This window comes from Endozoicomonas sp. 4G, from assembly GCF_023822025.1.
GTDB lineage: Bacteria > Pseudomonadota > Gammaproteobacteria > Pseudomonadales > Endozoicomonadaceae > Endozoicomonas_A.
This window is the reverse complement of record NZ_CP082909.1, coordinates 3794319-3818417: the sequence shown is the minus strand read 5'-3', so window position 1 is coordinate 3818417 and position 24099 is coordinate 3794319. Positions and strand designations below refer to the sequence as shown.

Annotated in this window: 17 protein-coding genes; 16 read left to right on the top strand and 1 reads right to left on the bottom strand. The window is 50.9% G+C overall.

Going from position 1 to position 24099, the window contains the following annotated elements; translation table 11 throughout:
• Window positions 1-36: 36 nt before the first annotated feature.
• The 14 genes from K7B67_RS14815 to K7B67_RS14750 all read left to right on the top strand — a co-directional run bounded on the left by K7B67_RS14815 (window position 37) and on the right by K7B67_RS14750 (window position 21479).
• A complete protein-coding gene (locus K7B67_RS14815) occupies window positions 37-1398 on the top strand; it encodes a hypothetical protein (protein WP_252176669.1) in 1362 nt (453 codons plus the stop codon).
• Window positions 1399-1473: 75 nt separating this feature from the next.
• Window positions 1474-2973, top strand: a complete 1500-nt coding sequence (locus tag K7B67_RS14810) for a hypothetical protein (protein WP_252176668.1) — start codon at window positions 1474-1476, stop codon at window positions 2971-2973.
• Between the two features lie 99 nt (window positions 2974-3072).
• The gene (locus K7B67_RS14805; RefSeq protein WP_252176667.1) at window positions 3073-4812 is read left to right on the top strand and encodes a C2H2-type zinc finger protein; all 1740 of its coding nucleotides are present in this window, start codon (window positions 3073-3075) and stop codon (window positions 4810-4812) included.
• 99 nt (window positions 4813-4911) lie between these two features.
• Window positions 4912-6330, top strand: coding sequence for a C2H2-type zinc finger protein (locus K7B67_RS14800; protein WP_252176666.1), 1419 nt, complete (start codon window positions 4912-4914; stop codon window positions 6328-6330).
• 99 nt (window positions 6331-6429) lie between these two features.
• Window positions 6430-7635: a hypothetical protein gene (locus tag K7B67_RS14795; protein WP_252176665.1), complete on the top strand. Its 1206-nt coding sequence runs from the start codon at window positions 6430-6432 to the stop codon at window positions 7633-7635.
• 99 nt (window positions 7636-7734) lie between these two features.
• A complete protein-coding gene (locus tag K7B67_RS14790) occupies window positions 7735-9333 on the top strand; it encodes a C2H2-type zinc finger protein (protein ID WP_252176664.1) in 1599 nt (532 codons plus the stop codon).
• 99 nt (window positions 9334-9432) lie between these two features.
• Window positions 9433-10677, top strand: a complete 1245-nt coding sequence (locus K7B67_RS14785; protein WP_252176663.1) for a hypothetical protein — start codon at window positions 9433-9435, stop codon at window positions 10675-10677.
• Between the two features lie 99 nt (window positions 10678-10776).
• Entirely contained in the window at window positions 10777-12480 is a 1704-nt protein-coding gene (locus K7B67_RS14780; protein WP_252176662.1) for a C2H2-type zinc finger protein, read from the top strand.
• A 3-nt stretch (window positions 12481-12483) separates the two neighbouring features.
• The gene (locus K7B67_RS14775; protein WP_252176661.1) at window positions 12484-13989 is read left to right on the top strand and encodes a hypothetical protein; all 1506 of its coding nucleotides are present in this window, start codon (window positions 12484-12486) and stop codon (window positions 13987-13989) included.
• Window positions 13990-13992: 3 nt separating this feature from the next.
• Window positions 13993-15447 carry a C2H2-type zinc finger protein gene (locus K7B67_RS14770; RefSeq protein ID WP_252176660.1) on the top strand — a complete coding sequence of 485 codons (1455 nt, stop codon included), beginning with the start codon at window positions 13993-13995 and terminating at the stop codon, window positions 15445-15447.
• The gene (locus tag K7B67_RS14765) at window positions 15444-17426 is read left to right on the top strand and encodes a C2H2-type zinc finger protein (RefSeq protein WP_252176659.1); all 1983 of its coding nucleotides are present in this window, start codon (window positions 15444-15446) and stop codon (window positions 17424-17426) included. Before K7B67_RS14770 ends, K7B67_RS14765 begins: the two co-directional genes overlap by 4 nt.
• A 99-nt stretch (window positions 17427-17525) precedes the next feature.
• The gene (locus K7B67_RS14760) at window positions 17526-19127 is read left to right on the top strand and encodes a hypothetical protein (RefSeq protein WP_252176658.1); all 1602 of its coding nucleotides are present in this window, start codon (window positions 17526-17528) and stop codon (window positions 19125-19127) included.
• A 97-nt stretch (window positions 19128-19224) separates the two neighbouring features.
• On the top strand, window positions 19225-20835 hold the full coding sequence (locus tag K7B67_RS14755; protein WP_252176657.1) for a C2H2-type zinc finger protein: 1611 nt from the start codon (window positions 19225-19227) through the stop codon (window positions 20833-20835).
• 143 nt (window positions 20836-20978) lie between these two features.
• A complete protein-coding gene (locus K7B67_RS14750; protein WP_252176656.1) occupies window positions 20979-21479 on the top strand; it encodes a hypothetical protein in 501 nt (166 codons plus the stop codon).
• Here K7B67_RS14750 and K7B67_RS14745 read toward each other — a convergent pair.
• Entirely contained in the window at window positions 21476-21640 is a 165-nt protein-coding gene (locus K7B67_RS14745) for a hypothetical protein (protein WP_252176655.1), read from the bottom strand. The two genes, K7B67_RS14750 and K7B67_RS14745, sit on opposite strands and share 4 nt — an antisense overlap.
• A 77-nt stretch (window positions 21641-21717) precedes the next feature.
• Here K7B67_RS14745 and K7B67_RS14740 point away from each other — a divergent pair, with 77 nt between their 5' ends.
• Both K7B67_RS14740 and K7B67_RS14735 read left to right on the top strand, forming a co-directional pair.
• Window positions 21718-23277 (top strand): hypothetical protein, encoded by a 1560-nt coding sequence (locus K7B67_RS14740; protein ID WP_252176654.1) that lies wholly within the window; start codon window positions 21718-21720, stop codon window positions 23275-23277.
• A complete protein-coding gene (locus K7B67_RS14735) occupies window positions 23274-23867 on the top strand; it encodes a hypothetical protein (RefSeq protein ID WP_252176653.1) in 594 nt (197 codons plus the stop codon). Before K7B67_RS14740 ends, K7B67_RS14735 begins: the two co-directional genes overlap by 4 nt.
• Window positions 23868-24099: the final 232 nt, after the last annotated feature.

The window sequence follows — 24099 nt, the reverse complement described above, 5'->3', positions numbered from 1 at the left end:
TCTCAATAAACAGCTCAATGATTGGGAATCCGGGCTTTGCCATCCAAAAAACCATTGATTTTGACCTTGGTCATTGCCTTGTCTGTGCATTGTTCCAATGGCCGCGCTCAGGAAAACAGGTTGCCTTTGCTGGTTGCTCTTGCTGTCGGCAAGGCGCTGAGCAACGGCCCAAAGCCCTTTATGGAGTTCTTATCCACGAAAGGAGCTTACGTTACGGGCATTGAAACTATTCTTCTCCCTCTTTTCCCGGTCCGGGATGGGCTACCAGATGAACAAGAGAGCGAGGCCATTGAATGGTGGGAGTTGAAGGTTCACAGTCGGGCAGCCTCTGATGATAGTGCCTACAGCGAAGACAGTGACAGTGAAGGCAGCAGCACCTCTGATGAAAGCATCGACAACCGTTCAAACGAAGACGAATCTGATGTTCAGTATGAAACCACAACACTGAATCCTTTTCGGGCATCCAATGAAATCAGTCAGTATTGTACGACTCTGGAGCTGAAAAACATTAAGCAGGAGTCCGTTTCAGACAATGAAATACTCACTGATTCAGCGGTAGATGTGACAAAAGTGGACGCTGCTAAGCACCAGTGTGACCATGAGGGCTGTAACTACAGCGCTGCTTACGCGAGCTATCTGAAAAGGCACAAACAGACTCACCTGCTTGCCGACCAGAGACTCAAGAGACCCAAACCCAAGCTCCACTATTGTGAGCATGAGGCCTGCAACTTCAGCACGGAATATTCAAGCAATCTGAAAATACACAAACAGATCCACCTGCCCGCCGACCAGAGACTCAAGGTGCATCAGTGTGACCATGAGGGCTGCAACTACAGCACCGACCATAAGCACCATTTAAAAAAACACAAACAGACCCACCTGCCTGCCGACCAGAGACCTAAAAGAGCCAAGTCGTACCAGTGTGAGCATGAGGGCTGCGACTATAAGGCCTACTATGAGTGCAATCTGAAAAAGCACAAACAGATCCACCTGCCTGTCGACCAGAGACCTAAAAAAGCCAAGCCGCACCAGTGTGACCATGAGGGCTGTGACTACAGGTCCGACCGTAGGTGCCGTCTGAAAAAGCACAAACAGACCCACCTGCCTGCCAACCAGAGACCTAAAAGAGCCAAGGTTCACCAGTGCGACCATGAGGGCTGCGACTACAGAGTAGAACAAGCGTACGCTTTGAAAAGGCACAAACTGACCCACCTGCCTGCCGACCAGAGAGTCAAGGTGTACCAGTGTGATCATGAGGGCTGCGATTACAACACACACTGGCCGTACAATCTGAAACGGCACAAACAGGCCCACCTGCCTGCCGACCAGAGGCTCAAGAGAAAAGCCTATGACCAGCCACCCTCTAACAAGAAAAGAAAAAAGGGTGATAAAGAATAGAAATCTCCGACCTCGCTCCAGATTTTGACTAACCTGATTTTCGAATAAACATTTCAACGACTGGGAAACCAGACCTTGCTATCCAAAAAAACGTTGATTTTGACCTTGGCCGTTACTTTTTCTGTGCATTGCTCTAATGGCCAGGCTCAGGAAAATAGCTTGCCTTTGCTGTTCGTTGAATGGTACCACTGCGATATGGCACGGGTTTGCTTCGGTGATGACATTCTCTTAAAGCCACTCTTAAAGTCAGACAGTCGCTATTGCTTTTCTCCTGATCTTGATCTTTACGCGACGGCTTACCGTCAGGCAGCCTCTGATAATAGTGCCTACAGCGAAGACAGTGACAGTGAAAACAGTAACAACTCTGATGAAAACAGCGACAACCCTTCAGACGAAGACGAAACTGAGACCGAAACGGATGCTCAGTGTGTAAACACGACAACTGACCCTTATCGAGCATTAAACATAATCAGTCAGTATTGCGATACTCTGAGACTGGAACTGATTCAGCAGGAGTCCATTTCAGACCCCACGGACCATCTGAAAACACACAAACAAACCCACCTGCCTGCCGACCAGAAACCCAAGTTGCACCTGTGCGATCATAAAGGCTGCAACTACAACACCAACCATATAGGAAATCTGAAACAGCACAAACGGATCCACCTGCCTATCGACCAGAGACCCAAGGTGCACCTGTGTGACCATGACGGCTGCAACTTCAGCACCGACAGAAAAGGCAGTCTGAAAAGGCACAAAGAGACCCACCTGCCTGCCGACCAGAGAATTAAAGTGCACCAGTGTGACCATAAGGGCTGCGAATACAGCACGGACCTGGCCGGCAATCTGAAAAAGCACAAACGGATCCATCTGCCTATCGACCAGAGAATTAAAGTGCACCAGTGTGACCATGAGGGCTGCGAATACCGCACGGACCTGACAGGCAATCTGAAAATACACAAGCAGATCCACTTGCCTATCGACCAGAGAATTAAGGTGCACCAGTGTGACCATGAAGGCTGCAACTACATCACCAACTACATGAGCGATCTAAAAAAGCACAAATGGATACACCTGCCTATCGAACAAAGACTCAAGCTGCACACGTGTGACCATGAAGGCTGCAATTACAACTCCAAGCAGAAAAAAAATCTGAAAAGGCACAAACAGACCCACCTGCCTGACGACCAAAGACTCAAGGTGCATCAGTGTGACCATGAGGGCTGTAACTACAGGACTGAACAGTTGTGCCGTTTAAAAAAGCACACACAAACTCACCTGCCTGCGCACCAGAGATCCAAGGTGTACCAGTGTGACCATGAAGGCTGCGACTACAGCAGCGACCACAAGAGCGATCTGAAAAAGCACAAAGAGACCCACCTGCCTATCGACCAGAGAATTAACGTGTACCAGTGTGATCATGAGGGCTGCGACTACAGCTCCGGCTGGGCGGGCAATCTGAAGCGGCACAAACAGACCCACCTGCTTGCCGACCAGAGATCTAAAAGACCCAAAAGAAAAGCGTCTGACCAGCTGCCATCTAACGCGAAAAGAAAGAAAGGCGATAAAGAATGATCTGCCTTCCAACCCACTTCAAAGAAACCTCCGACCTCGCTCCAGATTTTGACTAACCTGATTTCCAAATAAACAGTTCAACGATTGGGAAACCAAGCCTTGCCATCCAAAAAACCATTGATGTTCATCTTGGCCATTGCCTTCTCTGTGCATTACTCTCATGGTCACGTTGAGGAAAATAGGTTGCCTTTGCTTTTCTCTATGGTTGTCGGCAAGGCGCTTATCAACACCCCAAGGCCCTTTATCAACCACAGCGATATGGCACGGGTTTGCCTCGGTGATGACATTCTCTTAAAGCCAGGCACTCGTTATTGCTTTTCTCCTGACTCTGGCGTCGAAGCTAAGGTTCACAGTCGGGCAGCCTCTGATGATAGTGCCTACAGCGAAGACAGTGACAGTGAAGACAGTGGCAACTCTGATGAAAACAGCGACAATCCTTCAGACGAAGACGACACTGGAACCGAAACGAATGTTCAGTGTGTAAACACGACAACTGACCCTTATCGAGCATTAAACATAATCAGTCAGTATTGCGATACTCTGAGACTGGAACTGATTCAGCAGGAGTCCATTTCAGATCCCACGGACCATCTGCAAACACACAAACAAACCCACCTGCCTGCCGACCAGAGACCCAGGGCTCATCAGTGTGACCATGAGGGCTGCAGCTACAGCACCGATCTGGTGTCTAACTTCAAGAGGCACAAAAAGATCCACCTGCCTGCCGACCAGAGACCGAAGGAGCACCTGTGCGATCATGGAGGCTGCAACCACCGCTCCGACCAGAAGAACAATCTGAAAAAGCACAAACGGACTCACCTATGTGCCGGCCAGAGACCCAAGGAGCACCAGTGTGACCATGAGAATTGCAACTACAGGTCCGACGATAAAGGCAACCTGAAAGTGCACAAGCGAACCCACCTGCCTGCCGACCAGAGATCCAAGAGATTCAATGTGCACCGGTGTGACCATCAGGGCTGCGACTACAGCACCGACCGGACGAGTCATCTGAAACAGCACAAAAAGATCCACTTGCCTGCCGACCAGAGAGTCAAGCTGTACCGGTGTGATCATGAGGGCTGCGACTACAACGCCGACTGGAGGAGCGATCTGAAAAAGCACAAAAAGACCCACTTGCCTGCCGACCAGAGAGTCAAGGTATACCAATGTGATCATGAGGGCTGCAACTACCGCACCGACAACAGTGGCAATCTGAAAAAGCACAAACAGACCCACCTGCCTGCCGACCAGAGACTCAGGGTGCACCAGTGTGACCATGAGGGCTGCAACTACCGCACCGACCAGACGGGCGATCTGAAAAAGCACAAACGGACTCACCTACCTGCCGACCAGAGACCCAAGGTGCACCAGTGTGACCATGAGAATTGCAACTACAGGTCCGAACATAAAGGCAACCTGAAAGTGCACAAGCAGACCCACCTGCCTGCCGACCAGAGATCCAAGGTGCACCAGTGTGACTATCAGGGCTGCAACTACAGAACCGACCACAGGATCATTCTGAAAAGGCACAAACAGACCCACTTGCCTGCCGACCAGAGAGTCAAGGTGTACCAGTGTGATCATGAGGGCTGCGACTACAACACCAACCAGGCGAGCGATCTGAAGAAGCACAAAAGGACCCACCTGCCTGCCAACCAGAGACTCAAGGTGCACCAGTGTGACTATGCGGGCTGCAACTACAGCACCGACAACAGCAGCAATCTGAATAAGCACAAACAGATCCACCTGCCTGCTGACCAGAGACCTGAAAGACTCAAAAGGAAAGCGCATGGCCAGCTGACATCTAACGCGAAAAGAAAGAAGGGTGACAAAGAATGATCCGCCTCCCAACCCACCTTAAAGAAATCTCCGACCTCTCTCCAGATTTTGACTAACCTGATTTTCCAATAAACAGTTCAACGACTGGGAAGCCAGACCTTGCTATCCAAAAAACCATTGATGTTCATCTTGGCCATTGCCTTCTTTGTGCATTACTCTCATGGTCACGTTGAGGAAAATAGTATGCCTTTGCTTTTCTCTCTGGTTGTCGGCAAGGCGCTTATCAACACCCCAAGGCCTTTTATCAACCACAGGGATATGGCAGGGGTTTGCCTCGGTGATGACATTCTCTTAAAGCCAGGCACTCGTTATTGCTTTTCTCCTGACTCTGGCGTCGAAGCTAAGGTTCACAGTCGGGCAGCCTCTGATAATGGTTCTGACAGTGAAGACAGTGGCAACTCTGATGAAAACAGCGACAACCCTTCAGACGAAGACGAAACAGGGAACGAAACGGATGTTCAGTGTGTAAACACGACAACTGACCCTTATCGAGCATTAAACATAGTCAGTCAGTATTGCGATACTCTGAAACTGGAACTGATTCAGCAGGAGTCCATTCCAGACCCCACGGACCATCTGAAAACACACAAACAAACCCACCTGCCTGCCGACCAGGGACCCAGGGCACATCAGTGTGACCATGAGGGCTGCAGCTACAGCACCGATCTGGTGTCTAACTTCAAAAGGCACAAAAAGATCCACCTGCCTGCCGACCAGAGACCCAAGGAGAACCAGTGTGACCATGAGAATTGCAACTACAGGTCCGACGATAAAGGCAACCTGAAAGTGCACAAGCGAACCCACCTGCCTGCCGACCAGAGATCCAAGAGATTCAATGTGCACCAGTGTGACCATCAGGGCTGCGACTACAGCACCGACCGGACGAGTCATCTGAAACAGCACAAAAAGATCCACTTGCCTGCCGACCAGAGAGTCAAGCTGTACCGGTGTGATCATGAGGGCTGCAACTACAGAACCGACCACAGGATCATTCTGAAAAGGCACAAAAAGACCCACTTGCCTGCCGACCAGAGAGTCAAGGTGTACCAGTGTGATTATGAGGGCTGCGACTACAACACCGACCAGGCGAGCGATCTGAAGAAGCACAAAAGAACCCACCTGCCTGCCAATCAGAGACTCAAGGTGCACCAGTGTGACTATGCGGGCTGCAACTACCGTACCGACCGAGCTGAGAATCTGAAAAAGCACAAACAGACCCACCTGCCTGCCGACCAGAGACTCAGTGTGCACCAGTGTGACCATGAGGGCTGCAGCTACAGCACCGATCTGGTGTTTAATTTCAAAAGGCACAAACAGACCCACCTGCCTGCCGACCAGAGACCCAAGGCGCACCAGTGTGACCATGAGGGCTGCAACTACCGCACCGACAACAGTGGCAATCTGAAAAAGCACAAACAGACCCACCTGCCTGCTGACCAGAGACCTGAAAGACTCAAAAGGAAAGCGCATGGCCAGCTGATATCTAACGCGAAAAGAAAGAAGGGTGACAAAGAATGATCCGCCTCCCAACCCACCTCAAAGAAATCTCCGACCTCTCTCCAGATTTTGACTAACCTGATTTTCCAATAAACAGTTCAACGACTGGGAAGCCAGACCTTGCTATCCAAAAAACCATTGATGTTCATCTTGGCCATTGCCTTCTCTGTGCATTACTCTCATGGTCACGTTGAGGAAAATAGTATGCCTTTGCTTTTCTCTCTGGTTGTCGGCAAGGCGCTTATCAACACCCTAAGGCCCTTTATCAACCACAGGGATATGGCACGGGTTTGCCTTGGTGATGACATTCTCTTAAAGCCAGGCACTCGTTATTGCTTTTCTCCTGACCCTGACGTCAAAACCAGGACTTACTGTCGGGCAGCCTCTGATAATGGTTCTGACAGTGAAGACAGTGGCAACTCTGATGAAAACAGCGACAACCCTTCAGACGAAGACGAAACTGGGACCGAAATGGATGCTCAGTGTGTAAACACGACAACTGACCCTTATCGAGCATTAAATATAATCAGTCAGTATTGCGATACTCTGAGACTGGAACTGATTCAGCAGGAGTCCATTCCAGACCCCACGGACCATCTGAAAACACACAAACAAACCCACCTGCCTGCCGACCAGAGACCCAGGGCACATCAGTGTGACCATGAGGGCTGCAGCTACAGCACCGATCTGGTGTTTAACCTCAAAAGGCACAAACAGACCCACCTGCCTGACGACCAGAGACCCAAACTGCACCAGTGTGACCATGAAGGCTGCAACTACCGCACCGACTGGAGGAGCGATCTGAAAAAGCACAAACGGACTCACCTACCTGCCGACCAGAGACCCAAGGTGCACCAGTGTGACCATGAGAATTGCAACTACAGGTCCGAATATAAAGGCAACCTGAAAGTGCACAAGCAGACCCACCTGCCTGCCGACCAGAGATCCAAGGTGCACCAGTGTGACTATCAGGGCTGCAACTACAGAACCGACTACAGGATCATTCTGAAAAGGCACAAAAAGACCCACTTGCCTGCCGACCAGAGAGTCAAGGTGTACCAGTGTGATCATGAGGGCTGCGACTACAACACCGACCAGGCGAGCGATCTGAAGAAGCACAAAAGGACCCACCTGCCTGCCAACCAGAGACTCAAGGTGCACCAGTGTGACTATGCGGGCTGCAACTACAGTACCGACAACAGTAGCAATCTGAATAAGCACAAACAGACCCACCTGCCTGCTGACCAGAGACCTGAAAGACTCAAAAGGAAAGCGCATGACCAGCTGACATCTAACGCGAAAAGAAAGAAGGGTGACAAAGAATGATCCGCCTCCCAACCCACCTCAAAGAAATCTCCGACCTCTCTCCAGATTTTGACTAACCTGATTTCCAAATAAACAGTTCAACGACTGGAGACAAAGGCCTTGCTATCCAAAAATCCATTGATTTTGACCTTGGTCGTTGCCTTTTCTATGCATTCCTCTAATAGTCATGCTAAGGAAAACAGGTTGCCTTTGCGCTTCGCTCTGGCTGTCGGCAAGGTGCTCCCGGTCCGGAATGGGCTACCAGAACTTGACTCTACGGCTAAAGCGATCGCCACTGAGACACAGCAAAGAGAGGATCAGCAACGGGAAATCATTGCAACAGCCAAACAAAGTTGGAGTCTGGTGCTCTCTTGCTTTATAGGCTGGCTTGGGGAACCAGAAGAAGAGGGCATTGAAGAAGAGGGCATTGAAGAAGAGAGCGAGGCCATTGAATGGTACCACTTCGATATGCCACGAATTTGTTTCGGTGATGATATCCTCTTAAAGCCACTCTTAAAGTCAGACAGTCGCTATTGCTTTTTGCCTGCCACCGGCGTCTTTCCTGCCACCGGCGTCGAAGCTAAGGCTTACAGCCAGGCAGCCTCTGATGAGGATTCTGACACCGAAGACAGTAGCACCTCTGATGAAAGCATCGACAACGATTCAGACGAAGACGAATCTGATGTTCGGTATGTAACCACGATGCTTAATCCCTTTCGAGCATCAAATGAAATCAGTCAGTATGGTGCGACTCTGGAACTGAAAAAGATTAAGGAGGAACCTGTTTCAAACAGTGAAATACTTACTGATTCAGAGGTAGACGTGACAAAAGTCGACGCTCCTGGGCACCAGTGTGACCATGAGGGCTGCAACTACAGCGCCGACTATAAGAGCCATTTAAAAATGCACAAACAGGCTCACCTGCCTGCCGACCAGAGACCCAAGGTGCACCAGTGTGACCATGAGGGCTGCAACTACAGAGCCTACCACGGGATCATTCTGAAAAGGCACAAAAAGACCCACTTGCCTGCCGACCAGAGAGTCAAGGTGTACCAGTGTGATCATGAGGGCTGCAATTACAGAACTGACGAAAAGAGTAGTCTGAAAACCCACAAACAGATCCACCTGCCTGCCAACCAGAGGCTCAAGGTGCACCAGTGTGACTATGTGGGCTGCAACTACAGCACCGACAACAGTAGCAATCTGAAAAAGCACAAACAGACCCACCTGCCTGTCAGGCAGAGGGCCAAAGTGCACCAGTGTGACCATGAGAAGTGCAACTACAGAACCGACCTCGTAAGCAATCTGAAAAGGCACAAACAGATCCACCTGCCGGCCGACCAGAGGTCCAAGGTGCACCAATGTGACCATCAGGGCTGCAACTACAGCACCGACTTCAAGAACCATCTGAAAAAGCACAAAAAGACCCACCTGCCTGCCAACCAGAGAGCCAAGGTGCACCAGTGTGACCACGAGAAGTGCAACTACAGCACCGAACACTTAAGCGATCTGAAAAAGCACAAACAGACCCACCTGCCTGTTGACCAGCGACTCAATGTGCACCAGTGTGACTATGCGGGCTGCAACTTCAGTACCGACCGCGCGAGCAATCTGAAAGCGCACAAACAGACCCACCTGACTGCCAACCAGCGACTTAAAAGAAAAGCCTATGACCAGCCGCCGTCTAACAAGAAAAGAAAGAAAGGTGATAAAGAATGATCCGCCTCCCAAGCCACCTCAAAGAAACCTCCGACCTCTCTCCAGATTTTTACTAACCTGAATTTTCAATAAACAGTTCAATGACTGGGAACCCGGGCTTTGCCATACAAAAAACCATTGATTTTGACCTTGGTCATTGCCTTTTCTGTGCATTGCTTCAATGGCCACGCTCAAGAAAACAAGTTGCCTTTGCGCTTCGCTCTGGCTGTCGGCAGGGTGCTCCCAAAGTCAGACAGTCGCTATTGCTTTTTTCCTGCCACTGGCGTCTTTCCTGCCACTGGCGTCGAAGCTAAGGTTCACAGTCGAGCAGTCTCTGATAATGGTTCTGACAGTGAAGACAACAGCACCTCTGATGAAAGCATCGACAACCGTTCAAACGAAGACGAATCTGATGTCCAGTATCAAACGACAACACTTAATCCTTTTCGGGTATCCAATGAAATCAGTGAGTATTGTGCGGCTTTGGCACTGAAAAATATTAAGCAGGAGCCTGTTTCAGACAGTGAAATACTTACTGATTCAGAGGCAGACTTGACAAAAGTGGACGCTGCTAAGCACCAGTATGACCATGAGGGCTGCAACTACAGAACCGACCACAGGGCCAGTCTGAAAAGGCACAAACGGTCCCACTTGCCTACCGACCAGAGAGTCAAAGTGCACCGGTGTGACCATGGGGGCTGTGACTACAACACCGGTCAGGCGAGCGATCTGAAAAAGCACAAAAAGACCCACTTGCCTGCCAACCAGAGACTCAATGTGCACCAGTGTGACTATGCGGGCTGCAACTACAGTACCGACCGCGCGGACAATCTGAAAACGCACAAACAGATCCACCTGCCTACCGACCAGAGACTCAAGAGGTATCGGTGTGACCATGAGGGCTGTAGTTTCAGCACCAACCGAAGGGACGACCTGAAAAAGCACAAATGGATCCACCTGCCTGCCGACCAGAGACCCAAGATGCACCGGTGTGACTATGCAGGCTGCAACTACAGCACCGACCGTGCGGGCAATCTGAATAAGCACAAGCAGACCCACCTGCCTGCCGACCAGAGACTCCGGAAACCCAAAGTGCACCAATGCGATCATGAGGGCTGCAATTACAAAACCGACCAGAAGTGCAATCTGAAAGCGCATAAGCAGATCCACCTGCCTGCCGACCAGAGACTCCGGAAACCCAAAGTGCACCACTGCGATCATGAGGGCTGCAATTACAGCGCCGGCCAGGCGGGTAATCTGAACAGACACAAACAGACCCACCTGACTGCCAACCAGCGACTTAAAAGAAAAGCCTATGACCAGCCGCCGTCTAACAAGAAAAGAAAGAAAGGCGATAAAAAATGATTCGCCTCCCAAGCCACCTCAAAGAAACCTCTGACCCCTCTCCAGATTTTGACTAACCTGAATTTTCAATAAACAGTTCAATGACTGGGAACCGGGGCTTTGCCATCCAAAAAACCATTGATTTTGACCTTGGTCATTGCCTTTTCTGTGCATTCCTTCAATGGCCAGGCTCAAGAAAACAAGTTGCCTTTGCGCTTCGCTCTGGCTGTCGGCAAGGCGCTGATCTACTCTCCAAAGCCCTTTATTGAGGTCTTATCCATGAAGGGAGTCTACGTTACGGGCGTTGAAACTGTTCTTCTCCCTCTTTTCCCAGTCCGGGGTCGGCTACCAGAACTTGACCCTACGGCTAAAGCGATCGCCACTGAGATAGAGCAAAGAGACGATCGGCAACGTGAAATCATTGCAACAGCCAAACAAAGAGGGAGTCTTATGCTCTCTTGCTTTGGAGGCTGGCTTGAGGAACCAGAAGAAGAGGGCATTGAAGAAGAGAGCGAAGCCATTGAACGGTACCACTTCGATATGTCACGAATTTGCTTCGGTGATGATATCCTCTTAAAGCCACTCTTAAAGTCAGACAGTCGCTATTGCTTTTTTCCTGCCACTGGCGTCTTTCCTGCCACTGGCGTCAAAACCAAGACTTACCGTCGGGCAGCCTCGGATGAGGGGTCTGACAGTGAAGACAGCGGCGCCTCAGATGAAGAAAGCAACAACCGTTCAGACGAAGGCGAAGCTGATGCTGAATCTGATGTTCAGTATGTAGCCACGGCGCTGAATCCTTTTCCGGTATCAAATGAAATCAGCCAGTATTGTGCAACTCTGACACTGAAAAAGATTAAGCAGGAGCCCGTGTCAGACAGTGAAGTAGCCACTGAGTCAGAGGTAGACGTGACAAAAGTGGACGCTGCCAAGCACCAGTGTGACCATGAGGGCTGTAAATACAGCACCCGAAATCCGAAGAATCTGAAAAAGCACAAACAGATCCACCTGCCTGCCAACCAGAGACCCAGGGTGCACCACTGTGACCATGCTGGCTGCAACCACAGCGCCTACCGCGGGAGCGATCTGAACAAGCACAAAAAAACCCATCTGCCCGCTGACCAGAGATTCAAGGTGCACCACTGTGACCATGCTGGCTGCAACCACAGCGCCTACCGCGCGAGCGATCTGAACAAGCACAAAAAAACCCACCTGCCCGCTGACCAGAGATTCAAGGCGCACCAGTGTGATTATGCGGGCTGCAACTACAGCACTGACTTCGCGGGCCATCTGAAAAGGCACAAACAGATCCATCTGCCTGCCGACCAAAGACCTAAGAGACCTGAGAAACCCAAGGTGCACCAGTGTGACCATGAGGGCTGCAACCACAGCTTCCAATATCCGGAGAATCTGAAAAAACACAAACAGACCCACTTGCCTGCCGACCAGAGAGTCAAGGCGTACCAGTGTGATTATGAGGGCTGCGACTACAAAACCAACTGGGGGAGCGATCTGAAAAAGCACAAACAGACCCACCTGCCTGCCAACCAGAGACCCAGAGTGCACCAGTGTGACCATGCTGGCTGCAATCACAGCACCTACCGCGCGAATCATCTGAAAAAGCACAAACAGATCCACTTGCCCGCCGACCAGAGACCCAAGGTGCACCAGTGTGACCACGAAGGCTGCGACTACAGCACCGACCGGGCGAACAATCTGAAAACGCACAAACAGATTCACCTGCCCGCCGACCAGAGACCTCAGAGACCTAAAAGGAAAGCCTGTGCCCAGCCATCATCTAACAAAAAAAGAAAGAAGGGTGATTAAAAAATGATCCGCCTTCCGATGTTGACCTTGGTCATTGCCTTTTCTGTGCATTGCTCCAATGGCCGCGCTCAGGAAAACAGGTTGCCTTTGCGCTTCGCTCTGGCTGTCGGCAAGGCGCTGATCAACGCCCCGAGGCCCTTTATTGAGGTCTTATCCATGAAAGGAGCCTACGTTGCAGGCGTTGAAGCCAAGGTTCACAGTCGGGCAGCCTCTGATGATAGTGCCTACAGCGAAGACAGTGACAGTGAAGGCAGCAGCACCTCTGATGAAAGCAACGACAAACGCTCAAACGAAGATGAAGACGAAGCTAATGCTGAATCTGATGTTCAGTATGAAACCACAACACTGAATCCTTTTCGGGTAGCCAATGAAACCAGTCAGTATTGTACGACTCTGGAGCTGAAAAACATTAAGCAGGAGCCCGTTTCAGACAGTGAAATACTCACTGATTCAGAGGTAGGCGCGACAACAGTGGACGCTGTTAAGCACCAGTGTGACCATGAGGGTTGCGACTACAAGACCAAGCGGTCGAATGATCTGAAAAGGCACAAACAGAGACACCTGCCTGCCGACCAGAGACTTAAGGTCCACCAGTGTGACCATAAGGGCTGTAACTACAGAAGCGACTTGGTGGGCAGTCTGAAACGGCACAAACAGATCCATCTGCCCGCCGACCAGAGAACCAAGGTGCATCAGTGTGACCATGAGGGCTGCAACTACAGCGGCAACCGGGCGGAACGTCTGAAAATGCACAAACAGACCCACCTGCTCGTCGACCAGAGACCCAAGGTGCACCATTGTGACTATGAGGGCTGCGACTACAGAGTCGAACACGCGTACAGACTGAAAAGGCACAAACAGATCCACTTGCCTGCCGACCAGAGACCCAAGAGACCTAAGAGACCTAAGATCCACCACTGTGAGCTTGAGGGCTGCAACTACAGTGGCAACCGGGCGGAACATCTGAAAAAGCACAAACAGACCCACCTGCCCGCCGACCAGAGACCCACAAGATGCAAGGTGCACCAGTGTGACCGTGAGGGCTGCGACTACAGCACCGACCGGGCGTACGATCTGAAAAAGCACAAACAGACCCACCTGCCCGCCGACCAGAGACCCAAGGTGCACCAGTGTGACCATGAGGGCTGCGACTACAGCACCAACCGGAAGCATCATCTGAAAAGGCACAAACAGACTCATCCGCCCGCCGACCAGATTCCCAAGGTGCACCAGAGACCCAAGGTGCACCATTGTGACCATGAGGGCTGCAACTACAGCAGCAAGTGGGTGAGTAATCTGAACAGACACAAACAGACCCACCTGCCTGCCGACCAGAGACCCAAGCGGCACCGGTGTGACCATCAGGGTTGCAACTACAGCACCGACAAGGTGAGCGATCTGAACAGACACAAACAGACCCACTTGCCTCCCGACCAGAGACCCCAGAGACCTAAAAGGAAAGCCTGTGCCCAGCCATCATCTAACAAAAAAAGAAAGAAGGGTGATTAAAAAATGATCCGCCTTCCGATGTTGACCTTGGTCATTGCCTTTTCTGTGCATTGCTCCAATGGCCACGCTCAGGAAAACGGGTTGCCTTTGCGCTTCGCTCTGGCTGTGGGCAAGGCACTGATCAACGCCCCTAAGCCCTTTATTGAGGCCTTATCCATAAAAGGAGTCTACGTTACGGGCGTTGAAGAAGAGAGCGAGGACATTGAATGGTACCACTTCGATATACCACAAATTTGCCTCGGTGATGACATCCTCTTAAAGCCACTCTTAAAGCCAGGCAGTTGCTATTGCTTTTTTCCTGCAACTGGCGTTTTTCCTGCCACTGGCGTTTTTCCTGCCACTGGCGTTTTTCCTGCCACTGGCGTTTTTCCTGCCACTGGCGTTTTTCCTGCCACTGGCGTTTTTCCTGCTACTGGCGTCGAAGCTAAGGTTCACAGTCGAGCAGCCTCTGATAATAGTGCCTACAGCGAAGACAGTGACAGTGAAGACAACAACACCTCTGATGAAAGCAGCGACAACTGCTCAAACGAAGACGAATCTGATGTTCAGTATGAAACCACAACACTTAACCCTTTTCGGGTAGCCAACGAAATCAGTCAGTATGGTGCGGCTCCGGCACTAAAAAACATTAAGCAGGAGTCTGTTTCAGACAGTAAAATAGCCACTAATGGCACCTCTGATAAAAGCATCGACAATCGTTCAAACGAAGACGAATACGATGTTCAGTATGAAACCACAACACTTAATCCTTTTTGGGTAGCCAACGAAATCAGTCAGTATGATGCGACTCTGGAACCGAAAAAGATTAAGGAGGAGCTTGTTTCAGACAGTGAAATACTTACTGATTCAGAGGTAGACGTGACAAAAGTGGCCGCTGCCAAGCACCAGTGTGACCACCAGGGCTGCAACTACAGTAGCAACCGGCTGGACAGTCTGAAAAAGCACAAATGGATCCACCTGCCTGCTGACCAGAGACCCAGGGTGCACCAGTGTGACTATGAGGGCTGCAACTACAGAACCGACCACGGGACCACTCTGAAAAGGCACAAACAGACCCACTTGCCTGCCGACCGGAGAGTCAAGGTGTACCAATGTGATCATGAGGGCTGCGACTACAACGCCAACTGGGCGAGCGATCTGAAAAGGCACAAACAGACCCACCTGCCTGCCGACCAGAAACTCAAGTTGCACCAGTGTGACCATGCGGGCTGCAACTTCAGCACCGGTCGCGCGAGCAGTCTGAAAACGCACAAGCAGACCCACCTGCCTGCCGACCAGAGACTTAGGATACCCAAAGTGCACCAATGCGATCATGAGGGCTGCAATTACAAAACCGGCTACGCGAGCAATCTGAAAAATCACAAACAGATCCACCTGCCTGCCGACCAGAGACTCAAAAGAAAAGCCTGTGACCAGCCGCCATCTAACGCGAAAAGAAAGAAAGGCGATAAAGAATGATCCGTCTTCCGATTTTGACCTTGGTCATTGCTTTTTCTGTGCATTGCTCCAATGGCCACGCCCAGGAAAACAGGTTGCTTTTGCGCTTCGCTCTGGCTGTCGGCAAGGCGCTGATCAACGCCCCGAAGCCCTTTATTGAAGTCTTATCCATAAAAGGAGTCTACGTTACCGGCATTGAAGAAGAGAGCGAGGCCATTGAATGGTGGGAGTTGAAGGTTCACAGTCGGTCAGCTTTTGAGAATGGTTCTGACAGTGAAGGCAGCAGCCCCTCTGATGAAAGCAACGACAACCGTTCAAACGAAGATGAAGACGAAGCTAATGCCGAATCTGATGTTCAGTATGAAACCACAACACTGAATCCTTTTCGGGTATCAAATGAAAGCAGCCAGTCTTGTGCGACTCTGGCACTGAAAAAGATTAAGCAGGAGCCCATGTCAGACAGTGAGATAGCCACTAACACCTCTGATGAAAGCAGCAACCGTCCAAACGAAGACGAATCTGATGTTCAGTATGAAAGCACGACACTTAATCCCTTTCGAGTATCCAATGAAATCAGTCAGTATGGTGCGACTCTGGAACTGAAAAAGATTAAGGAGGAGCCCGTTTCAGACAGTGAAATACTCACTGATTCAGAGGTAGGCGCGACAAAAGTGGACGCTGTTAAGCACCAGTGTGACCATGAGGGCTGCGACTACAACACTGACCATAAAGGTCATCTGAAAGCACACAAACAGACTCACCTGCCTGCCGACCAGAGACTCAAGAGACCCAAGGCGCATCAGTGTGACTATGAGGGCTGCAACTTCAGCAGCGGCTATAAGAGTCATCTGAAAGCACACAAACAGATCCACCTGCCTGCCGACCAGAGACCCAAGAAACCTAAAGTGCACCAGTGTGCCTATGAGGGCTGCGACTATAGAGCTAACCATTCAGGCAATCTGAAAATGCACGAACAGATCCACCTGCCTGCCGACCAGAGACTCAAGGTGCATCGGTGTGACCACGAGGGCTGCAACTACTCCACCGACCGGATGGGCAGTCTGAAAAAGCACCAACAGACCCACTTGCCCGCCGACCAGAGGCTCAAGGTGCTCCAGTGTGACCATAAGGGCTGCGACTACAGGACTGACCAGTCGGGCAATCTGAAAAAGCACAAACAGATCCACCTGCCTGTCGACCAGAGGCTCAAGGTGCGCCAGTGTGACCATGAAGGCTGCGACTACAGGACCGACCGGATGGGCAGTCTGAAAAAGCACCAACAGACCCACTTGCCTGCCGACCAGAGACTCAAGGTGCACCAGTGTGACCATGAGGGCTGCAACTACAGCACCGGCCATAAGGGCCATTTAAGAATACACAAACAGATCCACCTGCCTGCCGACCAGAGACCTAAAAGAGCCAAAGTGCACCAGTGTGACCATGATGGTTGCGACTACAGAACCGACTATGTGTACTTTCTGAAAAGGCACAAACAGATCCACCTGCTTGCTGACCAGAGACCTGAAAGAGCCAAGGTGAAGCAGTGTGACCATGAGGGCTGCGACTACAGGACCGATAGGCAGGAGTATCTGAAAAGGCACAAACAGATCCACCAGCCTGCCGACCAGAGACCCAAGGTGCACCAGTGTGACCATGAGGGCTGCAACTTCAGCGCGGGTCATTCAAGCCATCTGAAAGAGCACAAACAGACCCACCTGCCTGCCGACCAGAGACTCAGGGTGCACCAGTGTGACCACGAGGGTTGCAACTACGCTACCGACCGGATGGGCAATCTGAATATGCACAAACTGACCCACTTGTCCGCCGACCAGAGACTCAAGGTGCACCAGTGTGACCATGAGGGCTGCGACTACAGCACCAACCGGGTGGGCAATCTGAAAAAGCACAAACAGACTCACCTGCCCGCCGACCAGAGACCTAAAAGGAAAGCCGATGACCAGCCGTCATCTAATAAGAAAAGAAAGGTGATTAAAAAATGATCCTCCTTCCAACCCACATCAAAGAAATCTCCAACCTCTCTCCAGATTTTGACTAACCTGATTCCCCAATAAACATTCCAACGACTGGGAACTCAGCCCTTGCTATCCAAAAAACAACTGATTTTGACCTTGGTCATGGCCTTTTCTGTGCATACTTCTAATGGTCATGCTCAGGAAAATACTATGCCTTTGTTCTTCGCTCTGGCTGTTGGCAAGGTGCTTATTAGTACCTCGAAGCTCTTTATTGAGGTCTCAGTACGGCAGGGAAACAACCAACCCACTTTGATAAGGCTTCTACCTGACGGAAGTGAAGAGAGTGAGACCATTCAATGGTCTTACACTCGGGCAGCCTCTGATGATAGTGCCTACAGCGAAGACAGTGGCAGTGAAGACAGCGACACTGCTGATGAAAACAGCGACAACTGCTCAAACGAAGACGAAACTGATACCACAACAGTTCAGTGTGTAAACACGACGGTTGATCCTCTTCGAGTATTAAACGAGTTCAGTGACTATTGTGCGACTCTGAGACCGAAAATGATTAATCAGGAATCCATTTCAGAAAGCAAAATACCCACTGAGTCAGAGTCAGAAATGACAAAAGTAGACCCTGCTAACCATCAGAAAACCACCTCACCTGCTCACAGCAGTGACCAGGCGGGTCATCTGAAAAGGCACAAACAGACCCACCTGCCTGCTGACCAGAGACTCAAAAAAACCAAGTTGCACCCGTGTGACCATGAGGGCTGCTACTACAGAGCTGGCCGGGCGGACCATCTGAAAGTGCACAAACAGACCCACTTGCCTGTTGACCAGAGACGCAGGAATCATCGGTGTGACCATGAGGGCTGCAACTACAGGACCGATCACTTGAGCCATCTGAAAACGCACAAAGAGAGCCACCTGCCTGCTGACCAGAGATCCAGGAATCACAAGTGTGACCATGAGGGCTGCGACTACAGCAGCGACCGGGCGAACTCCCTGAAAAAGCACAAAAAGAGCCACCTGCCTGCCGACCATAGACGCAGAGATCACAAGTGTGACCATGAGGGCTGCAACTACAGCAGCGACTATTCAAACAATCTGAAAGCGCACAAACAGACCCACCTGCCTGCCGACCAGAGAGTCAAGATGTACCAGTGTGACCATGAGAGCTGCAAGTACAGAACCAATCACCTGGGCCATCTGAAAAAGCACAAAAAGACCCACCTGCCTGCCGACCAGAGACCCAGGGTGTGCCAGTGTGACTATGAGGGCTGCAACTACAGCAGCGGATGTGCGAGCTTTGTAAAAAGGCACAAACTGACCCATCTGCCTGCTGACCAGAGACCCAGGGTGCACCAGTGTGACCATGAGGGCTGCGACTACAGCACTGACCGGGTGGATCATCTGAATAAGCACAAACAGACCCACCTGCCTGCTGACCAGAGACTCAGGGTACACCAGTGTGACCATCAGGGCTGCGACTACAGCAGTGACCGGGCGGAACATCTGAAAAAGCACAAAAATATTCATCTGGATGCGAGCCAGAGACCCAAGGTGCACCATTGTGATCATGAGGGTTGCGATTACCGCACCGACTTGATGGGCAATCTGAAAAGGCACAAACAGATTCACCTGCCTGCCAACCAGAGACCCAAAAGAAAAGCGTATGACCAGTTGCCATCTTCCGGGAAAAGAAAGAAGGGTGATAAAGAATGATCCATCTCCCAACCCACATCAAAGAAACTTCCGACCTCTCTGGATTTTGACTAACCTGATTTTCCAATAAACAGTTCAACGACTGGGAAGCCAGGCCTTGCTATACAAAAAACCATTGATTTTGGCCTTGGCCCTTGCCTTTTCTGTGCATAGCTCTAGTAGCCAGGCTCAGGAAAACAGTGTGCCTGACACAGAGTGCTTAGGTGATGACATCCTCTTAAAGCCAGACACAGGCTACTGTTTTTCTCCCGACCCTGGCGTCAAAGCCAAGGCTTGCACCCGGGCAGCCTCTGGTGATAGTGCCTACAGCGAAGACAGTGGCAGTGAAGACAGCGACACCTCTGATGAAAACAGCGACAACGGTTCAAACGAAGATGAAACTGATACCCCAACTGAAGTTCAGTGTGTCAACACGACGGTTGATCCTCTTCGACTATTAAACGAGTTCAGTGAGTATTGTGCGACTCTGAGACTGAAAATGATTAATCAGGAGTCCATTTCAGACAGCAAAATACCCACTGAGTCAGAGTCAGAAATGACAAAAGTAGACCCTGCTAACCATCAGAAAATCACCTCACCTGCTCACAGCAGTGACCAGACGGGTCATCTGAAAACGCACAAACAGACCCACCTGCCTGCCGACCAGAGACCCGAGAGACCCAAAGTGCACCAGTGTGACCATAAGGGCTGCGACTACAGCAGCGCATGGGCGGAAAATCTGAAAAGGCACAAACAGATCCACCTGCCTGCCGACCAAAGACCCAAGAGACCCAAGAGACCCAAGAGACCCAAAGTGCACCAGTGTGACCATGAGGGTTGCGACTACAGAACTGACCGGACGAACAATCTGAAAAGGCACAAACAGATCCACCTGCCTGCCGACCAGAGAGTCAAAAGACCCAAGGTGCACCATTGTGACCATAAGGGCTGCAACTACAGCACCGACCGGGGGGACAGTCTGAAAGCGCACAAACAAACCCACCTGTCTGCCGACCAAAAACTCAAGAGACTCAAGCTGCATCAGTGTGACCATGAGGGTTGCGACTACAGAACTGACCGGATGAACCATCTGAAAAAGCACAAACAGATCCACCTGCCTGCCAACCAGAGACCTAAAAGAGCCAAGGTGCACCAGTGTGACCATGAGGGTTGCGACTACAGCGTCGAACAAGCGTACAGACTGAAAAGGCACAAACAGACCCACTTGCCTGCCGACCAAAGACCTAAGGTGCACCAATGTGACCATGAGGGTTGCGATTACAGGGCCGGGCAGTCGGAGGATCTGAAAAGGCACAAACAGACCCACTTGCCTGCCGACCAGAGACCCAAGCTGCACCGGTGTGACCATGAGGGCTGTGACTACAGCACCGACCGGAAGGACAATCTGAAAAAGCACAAGCAGATCCACCTGCCTGTCGACCAGAGGAGACCCAAGAGAGGCAAGATTTACCAGTGTGACCATGAGGGCTGCAGCTACAGCACCGATCACATGGGCAATCTGAAAATGCACAAACAAACCCACCTGCCTGACGACCAGAGAGCCAGGGCGTACCAGTGTGACCATGGGGGCTGCAACTACAGAACCGACCTGTCGAGCAATCTGAAAAGGCACAAAAAGATCCACCTGACTCCTGACCGGAGACCCAAAAGGAAAGCGTATGACCAGCCGCCATCTAACAAGAAAAGAAAGAAGGATAATCAAGAATGATCGGCCTCCAGTGTTTCATCCAGGTGGTCAGCGTCCGGCTGTCTGCCGTGCTGGCGGGTGGGTCAATAATGCCCGGTTTTTTGTTGTTAGCGTCGTTCATGGTCTATGCTTACGCCTCTTTCATCCATTAACAGGGGCTGAGCGTGTCGGAATCGCTGTTTAAACAACTCAAAGACATCGGCATTGATGAGGAACTGGCGGCAAAGGTCAGTGCCTCCCTCGACCCGGAACACAATGCCACCAAGAAAGACCTGCTTAATATGCAAGAGGCCATCTTGCAGCACCAAGCCCGCAGCGATCAAAAAATGGCCGACATGAACGCCAAGTTCGATGCCGAATTCAAAGCAATGAACGCCAGGTCAGATGCCGAATTCAAAGCAATGAACGCCAAGTCAGATGCCGAATTCAAAGCAATGAAAGTCGAGGCTGACGCTCGCAAAGCCGAGGCTGACGCTCGCTACTACGAACTTAAAATGGAAAGTTCCAAGATAGATGCCGAACTGAAAGTTAAACTCGCCAATGCCTACGCCGAACTGAAAACCGAAATCCACACTGTCATCAACCGGCAATACCTGGCCACCTTTGGCAGCGCCCTGATGACCATTGCTTCCGTACTGGCGGTTAACTGGTACTTTAATGTTTAAATCAACTCACTCACACTCTGCGCCACTTCCATCTGCCGCACCGGACTGGTGCCTGCCACCTCAATCTGCACCACACGACCAGCGTAGCCTGAAGGCATCTGAAACGGTTTTTTTTCGGTAACCACCTGTTCATGGCGCATCACATCATCCACAAACCTCAAAGAAACCTCCGACCTCTCTCCAGATTTTGACTAACCTGATTTCCCAATAAACAGTTCAACGACTGGGAAGCCAGGCCTTGCTATACAAAAAACCATTGATTTTGGCCTTGGCCCTTGCCTTTTCTGTGCATAGTTCCAATGGCCACGTTCAGGAAAACAGTGTGCCTGACACAGAGTGTTGGCACACTGAAATTTTTTTCCCACTCCGGGATGTGTTACCGGAACTCGATGCTATGGCTAAAGCTATCGCTACTGTGATGCAGCAAAGAGGCAGCCAGCAACGTGATGACATCCTCTTAAAGCCAGACACAGGCTACTGTTTTTCTCCCGACCCTGGCGTCAAAGCTAAGGCTTGCACCAGGGCAGCCTCTGGTGATAGTGCCTACAGCGAAGACAGTGGCAGTGAAGACAGCGACAACGGTTCAAACGAAGACGAAACTGATACCCCAACTGAAGTTCAGTGTGTAAACACGACGATTGATCCTCTTCGACTATTAAACGAGTTCAGTGAGTATTGTGCGACTCTGAGACTGAAAATGATTAATCAGGAGTCCATTTCAGACAGCAAAATACCCACTGAGTCAGAGTCAGAAATGACAAAAGTAGACCCTGCTAACCATCAGAAAATCACCTCACCTGCTCACAGCAGTGACCAGGCGGGCCATCTGAAAAGGCACAAAAAGGCTCACCTGCCTGCCGACCAGAGACCCAAGAGACCCAAAGTGCACCAGTGTGACCATAAGGGCTGCGACTATAGCAGCGCATGGGCGGAAAATTTGAAAAGGCACAAAAAGACGCACCTGCCTGCCGACCAAAAACCCAAGAGACTCAAGAGGCTCAAGATGCACCAGTGCGACCATGAGGGCTGCGACTACAGCACGGATAGGACGATCGTTCTGACAAGGCACAAACAGATCCACCTGCCTGCCGACCAGAGAGACTTTGAGCACCATTGTGACCATGAAGGCTGCAACTACGCTACTGACCAGATGGGCAGTCTGAAAAGGCACAAACAGACCCACCTGCCTGCTGACCAGAGAGTCAAGATGCACCAGTGTGACCATGAGGGCTGCAACTACATCACTGACCACATGGGCAATCTGAAAATGCACAAACAGGCACACTTGCCTGTCGACCAGAGAGGCAAGGTGTACCACTGTGACCATGAGGGCTGCAACTACATCACTGACCACACGGGCCATCTAAAAACACACAAACTGACTCACCTGCCTGCCGACCAGAGACCCAAGAGACCCGAGAGACCCATGCACCACTGTGACCACAAGGGCTGCGGCTACAGCAGCGACCGGATGAGCAATTTGAAAACGCATAAACAGTCCCACCTGCCTGCCGACCAGAGACTCAAAGTGCACCAGTGTGACCATGAGGGCTGCGACTACAGCACCGACTGTGCAGGCAGTCTGAAAGCACACAAACAAACCCACCTTCCTGCTGACCAGAAAATCATGCACCGGTGTGACCATGAGGGCTGCAACTACAGCTCCGACCGGATGGGTAATCTGAAAATACACAAACAAACCCACGTGCCTGCCAACAAGAGACCTGAAAGACCCAAAAGGAAAGCGAATGACCAGCCGCCATCTAACAAGAAAAGAAAGAAGGATAATCAAGAATGATCGGCCTCCAGTGTTTCATCCAGGTGGTCAGGGTCCGGCTGTCTGCCGTGCTGGCGGGTGGGTCAATAATGCCCGGTTTTTTGTTGTTAGCGTCATTCGTGGTCTATCCTTCCACTTCTTCCATCCATTTACAGGAGCTGAGTGTGTCGGAATCGCTGTTTAAACAACTCAAAGACATCGGCATTGATGAGGAACTGGCGGCAAAGGTCAGTGCCTCCCTCGACCCGGATCACAATGCCACCAAGAAAGACCTGCTTAATATGCAAGAGGCCATCTTGCAGCACCAGACGCTTTTCAATCAAAAAATGGCCGACATGAACGCCAAGTTCGATGCCGAATTCAAAGCAATGAACGCCAAGTCAGATGCCGAATTCAAAGCAATGAAAGCCGAGTCAGACGCTCGCTACTTCGAACTTAAAATGGAAAGTAACAAGATAGATGCCGAACTGAAGGTTAAACTCGCCAATGCCTACGCCGAACTGAAAACCGAAATCCACACTGTTATCAACCGGCAATACCTGGTCACCTTTGGCAGCGCCCTGATGACCATTGCTTCCGTACTGGCGGTTAACTGGTACTTTAATGTTTAAACCAACTCACTCACACTCTGCGCCGCTTCCATCTGCCGCACCGGACTGGACTGGTGCCTGCCACCTCAATCTGCACCACACGACCAGCGTAGCCTGAAGGCATCTGAAACGGTTTTTTTTCGGTAACCACCTGTTCATGGCGCATCACATCATCCACAAACCTCAAAGAAACCTCCGACCTCTCTCCAGATTTTGACTAACCTGATTTCCAAATAAACAGTTCAACGACTGG

Bases quoted from the DNA above. Each gene is read 5' to 3' on its own strand.
- K7B67_RS14770 (WP_252176660.1), top strand. From the start codon at position 13,993: ATGATCCGCCTTCCGATGTTGACCTTGGTCATTGCCTTTTCTGTGCAT.
- K7B67_RS14735 (WP_252176653.1), top strand. From the start codon at position 23,274: ATGATCGGCCTCCAGTGTTTCATCCAGGTGGTCAGGGTCCGGCTGTCT.
- K7B67_RS14765 (WP_252176659.1), top strand. From the start codon at position 15,444: ATGATCCGTCTTCCGATTTTGACCTTGGTCATTGCTTTTTCTGTGCAT.
- K7B67_RS14775 (WP_252176661.1), top strand. From the start codon at position 12,484: ATGATCCGCCTTCCGATGTTGACCTTGGTCATTGCCTTTTCTGTGCAT.